This is a genomic window from Pseudoalteromonas sp. 2CM32C (assembly GCF_023161925.1).
Taxonomy (GTDB): Bacteria; Pseudomonadota; Gammaproteobacteria; order Enterobacterales; family Alteromonadaceae; genus Pseudoalteromonas; species Pseudoalteromonas marina.
Window position 1 is genome coordinate 296,935 of the sequence record NZ_JALNTI010000003.1, and the last position, 15,733, is coordinate 312,667.

Here is a 15,733-nt window from a genome sequence, read left to right on the forward strand (position 1 = left end):
AAACTGATGAGTTAGTTGAAGAAAGCGATGACTTTGATTTGGACGATATCGACAGCTTAATTGATGAAGCAGATGAAGGTTCAGTTAATGAAACGCTTACAGAGTCGTTAGTTGAAGAAAGCGATGACTTTGATTTGGATGACATCGACAGCTTAATTGATGAAGCAGATGACGATTCAGCTAATGAAACGCTAACAGAGTCGTTAGTCGAAGAAAACGATGACATTGATACTGCTTTGGCCGGTTCTGTCGATGATTTAGCTGATGCACAAGAAGAGTTAAATGTTGATGATGTCGAATCTTTAGCTTCAGCTTTGATTGATGAATCTGAATCGGAGAATGAGTCTGAAGATGAGCCAGAGCTTGTAGAGGAGCCCGAGCTTAAAGAAGAGCCAGAGCTTGAAGAAGAGCCAGAGCTTGCAGAAGAGCCTGAGCTTGAAGAGGAGCCTGAGCTTGAAGAAGAGCCAGAGCTTAAAGAAGAATCAGAGCTTGAAGAAGAGCCAGAGCTTGAAGATGAGCCAGAGCTTGTAGAAGAGCCTGAGCTTGAAGAAGAGCCAGAGCTTGAAGAAGAGCCAGAGCTTGCAGAGATGCCAGAGCTTGCAGAAGAGCCAGAGATTGAAGAAGAGCCAGAGCTTGTAGAAGAGCCAGAGCTTTTAGAGGAGCCAGAGCTTTTAGAGGAGCCAGAGCTTGAAGAAGAGCTAGAGCCTAATGAAGTGCTTGAAGACTTTGGGGCCGATGATTTTACAGACACATCAGACACGCTTTTAGATCCAGAAGATTTACTGGATGAATATAACGATGATGCGTTGCAAAGTGTAGACGAACTCTTAAATGAATTACAACAACCAGAAGACTCAGAATACGTAGAAAGCCCTGATTGGACACTTGATGATCTGGACGATGAAATTGAAGAGGTTGAAGTTGATCTAGGTGATGATCCATTAGCAGAAGACACAGATTCTGATTTATCCCTTGAGGATGAATTACTAGAAACAGAATCAATAACGCCTAGTGAAGAGTTAGACGATTACCCTGAGTTAGAAATAGCTGAAGATCAAGGGGCTGAAACGCAAGAGTCTACTAGCAATGAAGGTGAAAATGTTGTTAGTCAAACAGAAAAAGATTTAGCTGACTCTATTTCTAAGGGCGCAGACTTGGGTAACTTTGACGAGGAACTTGATGATGAGCCCCATGCCACTGCTGATTTTGATGAAGCCCCAATAATTGATGACAATGAGCTATTGGCGGTAGGCGATGCTAAAGAATTCGCGACAAAAGAAGAGCATAATGAATTAGATGATGACGGAGAGTTTGCAGAAGAGGTTTCAGATTTTTCGGATAATGATATCGATGTGCTGGCTGATGAAGAACTTGATTCAGAACTATCACCAAGTCAAACAGAGCAAGAATTATCACAAGCGCTCTCATCAAGTATTGATTTAAATAGCCTAGAAGATGACTTTGACGATGAGCCGTTAATCGATAGTGAGTTTGAACAGTCAGATTCTGGACTTGATACTAATTCAGAAAGTGAAGAACCACTACCAGAAATTACAGATGAAGCATTGTTATCGCAAGAGGACTTTGATGATTCACAGGTTGATTTAGCAGGGTTAGACGCCGACTTAGAATTTGATTCTGTCAATGCAGAAGACTTTGAGGAGCTTGTTTCAGAGACGCCAGATGGTGATACTGATAACGATGAAGAGCTAGATGGATTAAATTTAGATGAAGTTGTTAGTGATACCACAATTGATGAAACTTTAGATGCAGGCCTAGAGCCAGAACTATCACCAAGTCAAACAGAGCAAGAACTATCGCAAGCGCTCTCATCAAATATTGATTTAGATAGCTTAGAAGATGATTTTGATGATGAGCCATTAATTGATAGCGAGTTCGATGAATCAAATTTAGAGCCTGAAATTAATGAAGAAGCCAACGTTTTAGTCCCAGAGGATACTGGCGAAGATTCATTACTAGGCGCTGATTTAGAGTTTGATTCAGTGGGTGTCGAAGGCGTTGAAGAGCAAGTTTTAGAAACGCCCCAAAACGACATTGAGAGAACGGATACTAAAGAATTTGAACAAGATTTAGATGATGGCGGCAGTGCGATTGCTCAGGAAGTCGACATTGAGCATGAACCAGAATTATCACCAAGCCAAACAGAGCAAGAACTATCGCAAGCACTTTCATCAAATTTTGATTTAGATAGCCTAGAAGATGACTTTGATAATGAACCATTAATTGATAATGAGTTTGATGAATCAGAGTTAGTGCTAGAAGCTAATGACGAGACTGAAGTATCAGCGCCTGAAGCTACTGATGAAAGCCAAATTTTAGACGAAAACCTTGAATATTCACAAAACGATTTAGCAGAAACAGGCACTGATTTACCTAATAGTGAAGAGCTTGAATCATCTGATTTAGGTATCGAGCAAACTGTTGATGATGAACTAGATGAACTAGATGAACTAGATGAACTAGATGAACTAGATGCTGAGCTTGAAATCAATGACGAGGTTGAGAGATCAATTGCTCAAGTTAACGATGATGCGGTTTCAGCAGAAGAAGTTGAAGAGCTACTTCCTAATAGACCGAGTAATGGTGCTGATTTCTCAGGTTCAGGTGAAGATGATAGTGAAATAACCAGTGACGATGCGTTAACTCCAGAGCTTAATGACAACGAAGCTGATAATCAAAATTCAGCTGAAGATGATATAGACAGCGCGGGAACTAACTTTAATGACGACCTGTTAATTGATGAATTTAATGAACTAGATGGTGAGCTCGACAATCTTAACGACTTAAGCGATGACACACTTGATGATTTACTCTCAGAGTCGAATAACGCTGATGCGGACTATTTAGCGCCTGATAGCAGCGTTGGGCTAGACAATCCAGCATTTATAAGTGAATCGGACGATGAAATAAATGAACAAACTAATGTTGATCGTGAAGCTGAACTAACTCAAGTTGACTCTCAGGGTGATACTAACCTTGTATCAGATGAAGTACTTGATGATGAATTTATGGCTGATTTAAGTGAAACCGATTTCGATTCATTGCTCAATGAGTTAGCCGCTCCCGATGAACTTGCTATAGAAGATAGCAGCGAGTTTGATGTTGACTTTGATTCTTTATTGAAAGAAGACTTAGTTGATGAAGAAGTGTTTAATCATAAAGAGCCTGTCCCTGAAGCTGAAGACGCAAAACCTTTAGGTGAAGACGATTTTGTAGATATTGACTCATTACTTGAGCAAAGTGACGATGCTGAACTTGAGCATGAGCCTTACAATGACGTAAATATAGATTTAGGTTTAAGTGAGTTTGATGCATTGCTTGCTGGTGATAATCCAACAGACGTTGATGCCGAGAGTGGAGGTTATTCCGCTAAGTTGGATTTAGCACGTGCCTATATTGAAATTGACGACTTCGATTCCGCGCTTAAAGTGATTGAAGACGTAATAGCAAAAGGGCCTGAAGAAGTTCAAGAAGAAGCGCTTAGTTTGCAAGCAAAATTACAACAATAGCTTTTGTGTTAATTTAAATACGATAAACCCATAATTGGTGATGCTGATTATGGGTTTTTTATTGTTTTTATATGATTACATCACGGTCGCTTTTATTGCGCCGCGAGATAGCATAAAATGCGCCGTTAATTAGTACAGTAGGTAAACGATAAATATGCGAGTAGCACTTGGGGTTGAATATAATGGCGCACGTTATAGTGGTTGGCAGCGTCAATCGCACGTAAATAGCGTACAACAAGAAGTAGAAAAGGCGCTGTCGAGTATCTGTAACCACCCAGTTGAAATTGTGTGTGCAGGGCGAACTGACGCAGGAGTGCATGGAACAGGCCAAGTTGTTCATTTTGAAACCAATGCATCTCGTGAAATGGTCGCGTTTACTATGGGTATGAACACTTTGCTACCTAAAGATATTGCTATTCGATTTGCTCAGCCTGTTGTAGAAGACTTTCATGCACGTTTTAGTGCAACTGCAAGAAGGTATCGTTACGTTATTTATAACTATCCATACCGTGGAGCTGTCATGAACGAAGGTGTTACTCATTTCCATCACAAGCTAGATGAAAAGGTGATGCAAGAGGCGTGTCAGCATTTAATTGGTGAGCATGACTTTACATCATTCAGAGCATTACACTGCCAAGCTAATACCGCCAAACGTACAATTCATCACTTATCTGTACAGCGCCAGGGTGATTACGTTGTAATTGATATTAAGGCAAATGCATTTTTGCATCATATGGTGCGTAATATAACCGGTTGTTTAATGGATATAGGCCTACACAAGCACCAACCTGTATGGTTAAAAGAGCTATTAGATTTAAAAGAGCGTGCTAAAGCGAGTGCAACCGCTAAAGCAGCTGGTTTGTATTTAGTCGATGTTGATTACCCAGAACACTTTAATATCCCTAAAACACCATTAGGCCCATTATTTTTGCCTGATGTTGATATTTAGTTAGAATTATTAATCGCTAAATTTAATTTCCTCTAACTACTAAGACCAGTTTTTTATACCGTGTTTGTGTAATTCATGTTTTAATTGAAAAAATCTGTCTGCTACTTATTAGCAGACTCGCGACACAGAACAGCATTAAGAGAGTTGCAAATGAGTTGGTTAGAAAAAATCTTACCTAAAACGACTAAGTCGTCAGGTCGTAAAGAAATTCCAGAAGGCGTTTGGGCTAAATGTACAGCTTGCGATTCAATTTTATATAAAGCTGAACTAGAAAAATCATTAAACGTATGTCCTAAATGCGACCATCACATGCGTGTGAGCGGCCGTAAACGTTTAGAGCACTTTTTAGATGAAGGTGACCGCACGGAGCTTGGTACTGAGCACGAGCCTAAAGATGTATTAAAGTTTAAAGACTCTAAAAAATACTCAGACCGTATTAGCGCAGCCCAAAAATCAAGTGGCGAAAAAGACGCGCTAGTTGCAATGAAGGGCCGCTTAAAAGGTATTCCTGTTGCTGCGGTTGCTTTTGAATTCTCATTTATGGGTGGTTCAATGGCTTCGGTTGTTGGCGCACGGTTTGTTGATGCCGTAGACCAATGTTTAGAGCACAACATGCCATTAGTGTGTTTTTCTGCCTCAGGTGGTGCCCGTATGCAAGAAGCGCTTATGTCGCTTATGCAAATGGCCAAAACCAGTGCTGCACTTGCTAAAATGAGCGAAAAAGGATTGCCATTTATTTCGGTAATGACCGACCCAACAATGGGTGGTGTATCGGCTTCATTAGCAATGCTAGGTGATATCAACGTTGCTGAACCAAAAGCCTTAATTGGCTTTGCTGGCCCGCGAGTAATAGAACAAACAGTTCGCGAAACCTTACCAGAAGGTTTTCAGCGTAGTGAGTTTTTACTTGAGCACGGTGCAATAGACATGATTGTTGACCGCCGTGAAATGCGTGATACGTTAGCACGTGTGCTTGCTAAATTTATGAACTTGCCTTCTACTGAACAAGAGCATAGAGTAGCGTAAATTTAAGCTTTTCTGATTTATGCTATGACAAAAACAATCCCTAGCCAATCATCAAGCCTTGATGATTGGCTTTTTTATTTAGAAAGTGTTCACCCAGCCAACATTGAAATGGGGCTTGAACGCGTTGCTACTGTTGCCAACAACATTGGCTTATTAAACACTTCCAGCAAAATTATTCTTATTGGCGGCACAAACGGCAAAGGCACGACTGCGCGCTGTTTAGAATCGCTACTACTTGCGCAAGGTTACAGCGTAGGTACTTACGCCTCTCCTCATTTAATTCGATATAACGAACGTGTTCGCATAAAGGGTCAAGAGCTTGATGATCAATACCATGTTGATGCCTTCAACACGCTAGAGCAAGGCCGGGGTAGCACACCGCTTACGTATTTTGAGTACGGTACCTTGGGGGCACTGGCTATTTTTAAGCGCTTTGAAGTAGATTATGTATTATTAGAAGTTGGCTTAGGCGGGCGTTTTGATGCAACAAATATAGTAACGCCATACGCAAGTGTGATTACAACCATCGATTTAGACCACAAAGAATACCTTGGCGATACCCGAGAGCTGGTGGCGTACGATAAAGCAGGTATATTCCGCAAAGATACCCCCGCTATCATCGGGGACTTAAGTATCCCGCATACAATGATTGATTACGGTAACGAGATTAGTGCCAATATGACATTATCAGGCACTGACTTTATATTTAAAGAGCACGACAAAACGTTTAATTGGCAGTTTGAAAAACATAACCTGACACTCAATAAGCCTGCAATACCCGCGCAAAATGCAGCGACTGCTCTAACAGTGCTAAGCGTTTTAAATTTATTACCCAATGTTGATGTAATAAAAAATTGCTTAGCTAACTTGGTGGTGGAAGGGCGTTTTGAACAATTAAGCACAGAGCCATTGGTATTTACAGACGTCGCTCACAATCCAGAATCAGCTCGCTATTTAGCCAATAAGTTATTAAGCTACAAAGATAAAGGCTTTAAAGTTCACGCATTAGCCGCTATGCTTGCTGATAAAGATAAAGCTGCGGTGCTAAAAGAGCTAACCCATCTTGTCGATGATTGGTTTCTTGCTAGCTTAGGCGGCCCTCGTGGTGATAGTGCTAATAACCTAAAAGAAGCCCTACAAAGCTTATCTACTCACGACAAGGTACAAACCTTTGAAAGCGTTGAACGAGCACTGAGTGTTATTTTACCTAAGCAACAAGACAATGTTATTTTAATTGTATTTGGTTCATTTTTTACAGTAGCAGATGCTATTAATTATTTTAAAAAATAGAGAGGATATCGGTGAACTCAAGTTTTATAAATCGCTTAGTTGGAACAAGTATTGTGGTGATCGCAGCAATTGTGTTTATCCCAAACATACTTGATGGCGAAAAAGTGCATTACAAGGAAGGCTTTAAAGCGATCCCAGAGCGACCTGAGTTCAAAACGATTGACTTGCAAGACTCAATTAATGATCAAGTAGCTATAGCTGAGCCGTTAAAGCAAGATAACATTGAAGATATTTCTCCTGATGATGACGTTTTAGAGCAAGACGATACTATTTCACAAAGCAGCTTTGCTAGCGAAGAGAAAATAGTTGAAGCGTCAGTTATACCTAAAGCTACAAAAACTGATATTGCTGAACCGCAAGTTGCTAAAGCGGAAGAAGAGACTAAGGTTCCCGAAAAAGTAGTTAAAGAGGCACCTAAGCCTATTACGCCGCGTAAAAGTGATGAAAACCTAACTGATATGGCCTATGTGGTGCAGTTAGGTAGTTTTTCTCATGCTGCAAATGTTAAAGCATTACAGGCTAAATTAACTTCAAAAGGGTTTAATACGTTTACTAAACCTATAAAAACACCCAACGGAACGCTAACAAAAGTATTTGTTGGTCCGTCACTTGATAAAACTGAGTTGGAAAAGCAATTACCAGAACTTAAAAAGCTTACTAAGCTTAACGGTAAAATAACCCAATACGAAGTAACTAACTAATTAAAAAGGCCTTAAACAATAAGGCCTTTTTCTTTGATGTTACACAATTACTTAGGCCAATTTATTAACCACTAGAATGTTAATTAAATGTTTCAGTTTGGCTGCGGTTATCTCCCGTTTAAACTTGCATACTGAGGATGTTTGGGTATAGAATGCGCCCCAAAATAGCGACTAATTGGTTATTATGATCTGGGTTGATTACGCCATTCTTGGCATCATTGCACTGTCTACCATCATCGGTTTAATACGCGGCTTTGTAAAAGAAGCTATGTCATTAGCGGTATGGGCAGGCGCGTTTATCATCTCAAGTTTATTTTACCAATATTTAGCTTCCTTCCTAACAAGCATTTCTGAACCCCTTTTAAGAAATGCGGCGGCCATTGCCATACTCTTCTTTGCGACGCTCCTGTTAGGCGGTTTACTAAACTATATTTTAGGTCAGCTTGTACTTCGTACTGGCTTATCGGGTACTGACCGTGTCTTTGGCATAGTGTTTGGTGCTCTACGAGGCGTGTTGGTCGTGAGCGCGTTACTCTTCTTTCTTGATGCTTTTACTGGTGCACCTAATACGCACTGGTGGGGTAATTCTATTTTGATTCCAGAATTTGGCTTTGTTGTTGAATGGTTTTTTTCGTACCTTGAAAACAATTCCAGCTTTTTAAATTCAGTAAACCGTTAATCGGCGAGGATAAATTACATGTGTGGTATCGTTGGAATAGTCGGAACGTCTCCTGTGAATCAGGCGATATATGATGGCTTAACTGTTTTGCAGCATCGTGGGCAAGACGCCGCGGGAATAATTACCATTGAAAATAATACGTTTAGCTTACGTAAAGCAAACGGCCTAGTGAAAGATGTATTTCACACACGTCACATGAAGCGACTACAAGGTACCATTGGTATTGGCCATGTACGTTATCCAACAGCAGGCTCTTCTAGTTCATCTGAGGCACAGCCTTTTTATGTAAACTCACCATTTGGTATCGCCCTTGCGCATAATGGAAACCTTACAAATGCTGAAGAACTAAAAGAACAGTTATTTTCAGAAGCACGTCGACATGTTAATACAACGTCTGATTCTGAGATATTGCTGAATATTATGGCACATGAGCTTAGTCGCTCAGACAAGTTGCACCTAGACCCTGAAGATGTGTTCACAGCTGTTGCTGAGGTAAACAAAAAAGTAACGGGTGGCTATGCAGCTATTGCTATGATTATCGGTCACGGCGTTGTAGCGTTTCGTGATCCTAACGGTATTCGCCCTCTTGTTTTTGGTAAACGCGAGACTGAAAAAGGCACGGAATACATGTTTGCCTCAGAAAGTGTAGCACTAAAACCTGATGGCTTTGAGTTTATTCGCGATGTAGCCCCAGGTGAAGCTATTTTTGTGACGGAAGATGGACAGTTTCACTCATTAAATTGTGCAGATAAAGTGTCTTACTCGCCTTGTATTTTTGAATTTGTTTATTTTGCTCGTCCAGACTCAACAATAGACAGAATGTCGGTTTATGCAACACGCGTAAACATGGGTACCAAACTGGGTGAAAAAATAGCACGTGAGTGGGCAGATAAAGACATTGATGTTGTCATTCCTATTCCAGAAACTTCGTGTGATGTCGCGCTTGAAATTGCTCGTGTACTTGATTTACCGTACCGCCAAGGCTTTGTTAAAAATCGTTACATTGGCCGTACGTTTATCATGCCTGGTCAAGAAATGCGTAAAAAGTCAGTGCGTCAAAAGCTAAACGCAATTGATCGTGAATTTAAAGGTAAAAATGTATTACTTGTTGACGATTCAATAGTGCGCGGTACTACATCTGCGCAAATTGTGGAAATGGCGCGAGAGTCTGGTGCTAAAAATGTATATTTTGCCTCAGCAGCTCCTGAAATACGCTTTCCAAATGTTTATGGTATAGATATGCCATCGGCAGCTGAACTTATTGCGCATGGCCGTGAGGTTGAAGATATAAACGCAAGTATTGGTTCTGACGGATTGATTTTTCAGTCATTAACAGATTTAATGGCCGCTGTAAGCCAAGAAAATCCAGAAATAACTCAATTTGAAACTTCTGTGTTTGACGGGCAATATATAACAGGCGACATAGATCAAAACTATTTAAACCGAATAGATAAACTGAGAAACGATACAGCTAAAAGCACACGCGAAACAGCGATGTCATCAGGGTTAGAGATACATAACCAAGAAGAAAACGAGACTGATTAATACTTTCGAGTATTTTTTATTTTAGAAAAGGAGCTAATTAGCTCCTTTTTTGTTGGTTGAATATTACTTAATCGAGTTACTTAAAATTTATTATGTGAACATGGGGCTTACAATGCCATTTGTCCAAAGAATCGCAGTGGCAGCTAATATGATGACTAGTAGGATAAGCCCACAAGTAACGACCGAGCTTGCATAAATAAAACCACGTTCTTCAGGTATGTGCATGAGTATAGGTACTCCGGTATAAAGTAAATAAACCGAGTAGGCTAGTGCAACAATACCAGCACATACAACAAACCAAAGTACAGGCCAAAAAGCGGCAAGCGCAGACATAAATACCGGTGTTGCTGTGTAAGCCGCTAGTTCAAGCGTTTGAGTAAAGGTGGGTTTAGAGCCAAAAGTAACGGCCATCCAATGGGCTAAATAGGCAAGTGCAAATACACCTATAATTAAAGCTACATACATGGCTATAGCTATTAATAGCGCGCTCTCATGTGTTAAAAATACTAGACCACCAGTGCCAATGCTCCAGCCCAAGTAAACAGACGAGTAATACCCCATTATTGATGGAAACAAAGCAATGAGTAAAATATGTGACAAGCTGTAGGTCAGGCTTTCGTGTCGGTTATCAATTGTTTGCCACTCTTCAAGTGGGTGAGCGTATAAGCCCCATAGGTGGTTTAATATCATAGTGTGTACTCCGTTTAGGAAGGTATTATTGTTTTTGTTACGGTGTGTTTTTTATACAGTTCATTTACAGTTATGGGCCACATAGTGTACAAAGTCAAGTTAACTAATTTTTAACAAATAAATGAAGCTGGCTTTGATTTAATCAAACCGTGAATTCGTGTTAAAATACAGGTTCTTTAATTTTAATTAGCAACGAGTATCAAACGTGTCACATAGCCAGCTGTTAGAGCCTATTCATGACTTTTTATTGTGCAAAACACCGACTCAGTGGGTAGATAAAGCAATCAAAAAAGAAAATCTGTCAGTTATTTTAATAGATCACTTAATTTGTGAGTTAAAAGCAGCTCAGTCAGCAATGTTTTTAATTCGTAAGTATGCAGTAGATAAAGAAAGCGGTGATGCACTTTTAGCCTGGCTTAAACCATTCGAAACACTTATTTATAAACGTGAAGGTAACTGGCGTGATTTAGCAGCAAAAAACAAGCTCACTAAATCAATCATTCCCAAGTCTAACTCTCCTTACGGGCAAGACTTAATTGACAAAATGGTGTTGCTCATAAAAGAAGAGTTACATCACTTTTACCAAGTTTTAGAAATAATGGATGAGTACGGTGTAGAGTACCAAAGTATTACACCATGTCGTTACGCTAAAGGGATGTTACGAAATGTAAAAACATTCGAGCCAAATGCACTTGTCGACAAATTAATTGTAGGTGCTTACATTGAGGCACGCTCGTGTGAGCGTTTTGCAAAGTTGGCGCCCCATGTAGATAAACGTCTAGGTGATTTTTATATTTCGCTACTGCGCTCAGAGGCACGTCATTATCAAGATTATCTAGCCTTGGCGCAAGAAATTGCCGATTTTGATATTACGCAAAGGGTTAAGGAATTTGGTGAAATTGAAGCTGAACTTATTGTATCGGCAGATGAAGACTTCAAATTTCATAGTGGTACTCCAGCATAATCCCCCCAGTGCTTTATTTTTTGCATAACTGATGAGATAAAGCACTAAAAATTAGACCAAACTTAAATCGCCTTCTACTATATATAGTAAATAGTTACATACAAATTTATGAACTATATCTATTAAATTTAGTTGTATATTTTTTATATAGGCGGTGTAGGATGTCCGATAACAACAGTCTGTTTGTATTTGATGAGGAGCTTGAAGAAGACAGCTCAACAATAAAAAAAATAAAAGTGCTCACTGTTGAGGACGATATAAATTATCAGCATGCTTTAACCAACAGCTTAAAAGAAATGAGACCAGAGGATAATTGTGAAATAGAAGTTCTCACAGCTAACTCGGTTTCACAAGCAGCTTTAGTGCTCAGTTTACATCCAGATATAGCGCTCACTTTTATAGATGTTGTAATGGAAGATGATGACTCAGGTCTCAGGCTTGTAAGTACTATAAGAGAGGTGATTGGTAACGCAGACATGCGTATTGTTTTACTTACAGGTCAACCAGGCTTTGCTCCCGAACAGCAAATAATGAAAACGCTTGATATAGACGAGTATTGGAATAAATCAGACGTCTCTGCTGAAAAATTACAATCTATTGTTACAAGCAACTTACGCACTTGGAAATACATTTCACAAATATCTTCAGCCAGAAAAGGTCTTCAACTTGTTTTAGATGCTTCAAGAAGCATAAACAGTAAACACGATATGGGATCTTTCTCTAAAGCTGTTTTAGAAGAAATCAGTAATATTTTAAACGTCACTGAGGGAGGAGGGATTATGTGCTCTACTCAAAGTGATGGCGAAATTATCAGAGCGCATATTTCGACAGCTAATGGTTGTTTTGATGGGTTTGAAGGAAAGCTTATTGACGATAGGGTTTTGCTTCCACAAATCTACAGTGATTTTGAGCGAGCTTTAGATGAAAAAAGGCACGTTTTTTCTGAACACCACACGGTATTTTATTTTTGTAACAAAGAAATAGCTGGGGAAAGCTATATAACGATTGTTCAGTCGGACAATGAGATATCAGAGCAAAATGAATATTTATTAAAAGTATTCAGTGAAAATGTAAGCACAGGCTTTAGTAATATAGCACTGCTTAACAAGCTTACTGAACTTGCATATACCGATGTGTCGTTAAACATGCACAATCGTAACTGGCTCACTCGTGAAATAAAAAATATGAACCTGCACGAGCAGTACCAAACACGTTTGTTAGTTTTTGAAGTTGAGCAATTTGAAGAAAAAGCTTTTTCGTTTGGTCACGATTTTTGTCAAAAGCTATTAAGAGAAGTTTATAAAAATTTAATGACTATTTTTGATGGTTATTCAGCGCGTATTGCCATTATTAATAACAGCAGCTTTGGATTACTTATAAACGCAAACTTCGATATAACTGACGAAATGATAGCTAGCCTAATAAGGCAAAAATGTATAATTACCTCTGTAAAACAATATGCTGATTTGAGAATTCTTGATTTAGCGCTAAGTTCTGTTTTGAACATTGTACCCGAAAAAATAATAAGTATTGCTGAGTCTAGCTTAAGTGATAGCCATAATGCATCGTTAAAATATATAAAGCATACCCAAGAAAAAACAGAAGCATTAACTAACCGATATAGTTTAATGGCCCGATTAAGAAGAGTAATTGGTGCTGGTACTTTACAAGTAGCCTTACAGCCGAAAATGGACTTAGCAACGTTAACCCCTGTGGGCTTTGAAGCATTGGCTCGTTGGCAACTAGAAGACGGAAGTTTTGTAAGTCCAGAAGTATTTATTGAACTTGCTGAAACAGCTGGTTTAATTAGTGAATTAGACAGCGTTATTTTCGATAAGATAATTTCGAGCATTCATAAGTTAAGTGATATAGGCGTAAATCTGCCTATTGCTTTTAATGCATCTGCCTTTGATTTGGTTGACCCGGATTACTGTAAAAAAATTCTTCATAAGTTAAAAGGTGCCAATATACCTCCAGAAATGCTTGAGCTAGAGATTACTGAAACTCAAGCGATCAGTAATTACGATTTAATTAGAGAGTCGTTAGATAAATTTATGGCGCTGGGTATTAAAGTAAGCATTGATGACTTTGGAACAGGTTATTCATCTATTTCACACATAACTGAGATACCTGCAAATATTTTAAAAATAGATAGATGTTTTTTAACTGATATTGAGCGTAATGCTAATAACCAATACATCCTAGAAATGATTGTAAACTTAGCCAAACGATTTGATTTTTCGATTATTGTTGAAGGTGTAGAAACACTAGAGCAGTGTGAATGGGTTAAAAAAATAGGTTGTGATGTAGCCCAAGGTTATTACTTTTCAAAACCGCTATTTTTTAAAGACTTAACAACATGGTTAAAGCAATATGGAAAAGTTTGATAGTAAACTTTCTGTTAGTTTAAATAACAAACAAATATATATTAAAGCATTGTTTATTATGGTTGCTGCTGGCGTTATTAGTTTTTTAGTATATTGGCAAATTTACCAATCAAGGCTTGCGCTTGTTCAAGATTATCAAGACGACAAGCTATCTCTAGTGCAGACAGAGTTTGTAAAAGAGCTAAGTAGTATAAAAAAACTAACACAAGTTTTAGCAGACAACAAAAACCTAAAAAGGGGCAATAAGCTCAGGTATATGTTTAGAGACCGAGAATCCATACGAAGCATAAATGATTACTTCGTTAATTTTGGGTTATTATCGCCTATCATTTCGCAAATTCGGTGGATTGATATTGTAGGAAACGAACGCTTTAGGGTCGACTTCAAAGATGGAGAAGCTAAAGTAATTGAGCAAAGTGAACTACAAAACAAAATATCGCGCTATTATTTTAGGCAAGGTATATCGATAGAGGCACCTGATTCGTTTTTATCAAGAATTGATTTAAATATGGAGTATGGTTCAATAGTTGAGCCATACGAACCCACCATTAGAGTTACTTATCGAACCAGCTCAAGCGAATATATAGTTGATGGTCTCATTATAATTAATTTTAACTTATCTGACTTTTTTCAGAAAATTAGAAATTACTCTTCTGAAAACGCTCAGATTAATATTGTAAACAAAGATGGATATTGGATTTTTAACAATGATAAATCTAAAGAGTGGGGGTTTATGCTTGGATTGCCAGAGCTAACAATTGCTACTTATAACCCATTGCTCTGGGAGTCTATGCAAAACCAACAAGAAAATACAGTAAGACATTTTGATTCAAACATTTATACATTAGACAAGCTTCCCGCTCTTTTTTCAAAAAGGCATAATGAAACTCTTAATGAAGTCATTTATATTTACATCAAAAGTAAAGATAAATTGATAAATAACATACGCTTTGCGGCGCTAGGGTATGCTGGTATTAGCGGTGTTATTCTTTTATTCATTGGTGGCTTTATTTTATATAGAGAATATTGCTATACAAAAGCACTAAAAGATTTATTTGACCAGTTACGCACTGAAAAGGTGGAGCTGGATTCTGTTAATAATCAACTTTCAAACACCATTAGGCAGCAGCAACTTTTGCAGGACAGCTTTGTTGAAGCGCAAAAACTATCTTCATTAGGTATGCTTGTAGCGGGTGTAGCTCATGAGATGAATACGCCTATAGGCGGTGCTATTATTTCTGTTACTAATGCAGAGTCGGTGATGAGCCGCCTCAATGAAGGTATAAAAACTGGCTTAACAAAGTCTCTGCTAGAGAACAGCGTATCAAGCTTAGACGATAATTTAGGCTTAGCCAGAGTAAATCTAGATAAAGCTGCTGTGCTTGTAAAAAGCTTTAAAAAAATGGCTATAGATAGAAATAATGAAGAGTTTATTGAATGTAATATTGAAACAATAATAAAAGAGTTGTTGATTACGCTGAACTCTCGATTAAAAACCTCAAAGGTTAAAATTAAAACCTTGTTTAATGATAGCTGCACGCTTAAAAGTCGCCCTGGGATTATTTCACAGGTTATTGAAAACCTTATAATGAATGCGCTTAACCACGCTTTTGAAGAAAATCAATCTGGAGAGATTGAAATTAAGGTTGAGAAAAATGATAAGGGTCACATTAATATTAGCGTATCAGATAGCGGATGCGGGATTAATCAGCAGCAGCAATCTGTTATTTTTGAGCCCTTTCATACATCAGCGCGCGGTAAAGGGAACATAGGGCTTGGGCTTTATATGGTTTCTCAATGGGTCACTAAAATTTTAAAAGGGCAATTGGTTTTAGAGTCTGATCCTCAATGGGAGGATAAATTTAAAACTCGATTTACAATTACGTTGCCTAAAAATTAAGTGAGTACCCACATTTAATTTTTAACGTATTATTTAAATGCTATATAGGTCCTTAAAGGGACTACACTTAGG

11 protein-coding genes are annotated in these 15,733 nt (G+C 38.5%); 10 read left to right on the forward strand and 1 reads right to left on the reverse strand.

Going from position 1 to position 15,733, the window contains the following annotated elements; translation table 11 throughout:
- The 7 genes from MTF67_RS08350 to purF all read left to right on the forward strand — a co-directional run.
- On the forward strand, positions 1–3,530 hold a 3,530-nt coding region (locus tag MTF67_RS08350), incomplete at its 5' end, for a FimV/HubP family polar landmark protein (protein WP_282447140.1).
- Positions 3,531–3,684: 154 nt separating this feature from the next.
- Entirely contained in the window at positions 3,685–4,479 is a 795-nt protein-coding gene (gene truA, locus MTF67_RS08355) for a tRNA pseudouridine(38-40) synthase TruA (RefSeq protein WP_006793894.1), read from the forward strand.
- 150 nt (positions 4,480–4,629) lie between these two features.
- A complete protein-coding gene (accD, locus tag MTF67_RS08360) occupies positions 4,630–5,505 on the forward strand; it encodes an acetyl-CoA carboxylase, carboxyltransferase subunit beta (RefSeq protein ID WP_008128641.1) in 876 nt (291 codons plus the stop codon).
- A gap of 24 nt (positions 5,506–5,529) precedes the next feature.
- Complete coding sequence (folC, locus tag MTF67_RS08365; protein ID WP_248519260.1) at positions 5,530–6,795, forward strand: bifunctional tetrahydrofolate synthase/dihydrofolate synthase; 1,266 nt, start codon at positions 5,530–5,532, stop codon at positions 6,793–6,795.
- 11 nt (positions 6,796–6,806) lie between these two features.
- Positions 6,807–7,496 carry an SPOR domain-containing protein gene (locus tag MTF67_RS08370; RefSeq protein WP_248519261.1) on the forward strand — a complete coding sequence of 230 codons (690 nt, stop codon included), beginning with the start codon at positions 6,807–6,809 and terminating at the stop codon, positions 7,494–7,496.
- 184 nt (positions 7,497–7,680) lie between these two features.
- Positions 7,681–8,175, forward strand: coding sequence for a CvpA family protein (locus tag MTF67_RS08375; RefSeq protein ID WP_006793890.1), 495 nt, complete (start codon positions 7,681–7,683; stop codon positions 8,173–8,175).
- An 18-nt stretch (positions 8,176–8,193) separates the two neighbouring features.
- The gene (gene purF, locus MTF67_RS08380) at positions 8,194–9,720 is read left to right on the forward strand and encodes an amidophosphoribosyltransferase (protein WP_010557197.1); all 1,527 of its coding nucleotides are present in this window, start codon (positions 8,194–8,196) and stop codon (positions 9,718–9,720) included.
- A gap of 90 nt (positions 9,721–9,810) precedes the next feature.
- Here the strand turns inward: purF and MTF67_RS08385 are convergent, their stop codons facing one another.
- The gene (locus MTF67_RS08385; protein WP_006793888.1) at positions 9,811–10,410 is read right to left on the reverse strand and encodes a Yip1 family protein; all 600 of its coding nucleotides are present in this window, start codon (positions 10,408–10,410) and stop codon (positions 9,811–9,813) included.
- Between the two features lie 205 nt (positions 10,411–10,615).
- On the opposite strand from MTF67_RS08385, the gene miaE reads away from it, so the two are divergent.
- From miaE to MTF67_RS08400, 3 genes are all read left to right on the forward strand, one after another.
- Positions 10,616–11,374, forward strand: a complete 759-nt coding sequence (gene miaE, locus MTF67_RS08390) for a tRNA isopentenyl-2-thiomethyl-A-37 hydroxylase MiaE (protein ID WP_010557196.1) — start codon at positions 10,616–10,618, stop codon at positions 11,372–11,374.
- Between the two features lie 161 nt (positions 11,375–11,535).
- Complete coding sequence (locus MTF67_RS08395) at positions 11,536–13,761, forward strand: EAL domain-containing protein (protein WP_248519262.1); 2,226 nt, start codon at positions 11,536–11,538, stop codon at positions 13,759–13,761.
- On the forward strand, positions 13,748–15,661 hold the full coding sequence (locus MTF67_RS08400; protein WP_248519263.1) for a HAMP domain-containing sensor histidine kinase: 1,914 nt from the start codon (positions 13,748–13,750) through the stop codon (positions 15,659–15,661). The genes MTF67_RS08395 and MTF67_RS08400 overlap by 14 nt, the downstream gene beginning before the upstream one ends.
- Positions 15,662–15,733: the final 72 nt, after the last annotated feature.

Excerpts from the sequence above, each read along its gene's own strand:
- truA (WP_006793894.1), top strand. The coding sequence starts at position 3,685 with ATGCGAGTAGCACTTGGGGTTGAATATAATGGCGCACGTTATAGTGGT.
- accD (WP_008128641.1), top strand. The coding sequence starts at position 4,630 with ATGAGTTGGTTAGAAAAAATCTTACCTAAAACGACTAAGTCGTCAGGT.
- folC (WP_248519260.1), top strand. The coding sequence starts at position 5,530 with ATGACAAAAACAATCCCTAGCCAATCATCAAGCCTTGATGATTGGCTT.
- MTF67_RS08375 (WP_006793890.1), top strand. The coding sequence starts at position 7,681 with ATGATCTGGGTTGATTACGCCATTCTTGGCATCATTGCACTGTCTACC.
- purF (WP_010557197.1), top strand. The coding sequence starts at position 8,194 with ATGTGTGGTATCGTTGGAATAGTCGGAACGTCTCCTGTGAATCAGGCG.
- MTF67_RS08385 (WP_006793888.1), bottom strand. The coding sequence starts at position 10,410 with ATGATATTAAACCACCTATGGGGCTTATACGCTCACCCACTTGAAGAG.
- MTF67_RS08395 (WP_248519262.1), top strand. The coding sequence starts at position 11,536 with ATGTCCGATAACAACAGTCTGTTTGTATTTGATGAGGAGCTTGAAGAA.
- MTF67_RS08400 (WP_248519263.1), top strand. The coding sequence starts at position 13,748 with ATGGAAAAGTTTGATAGTAAACTTTCTGTTAGTTTAAATAACAAACAA.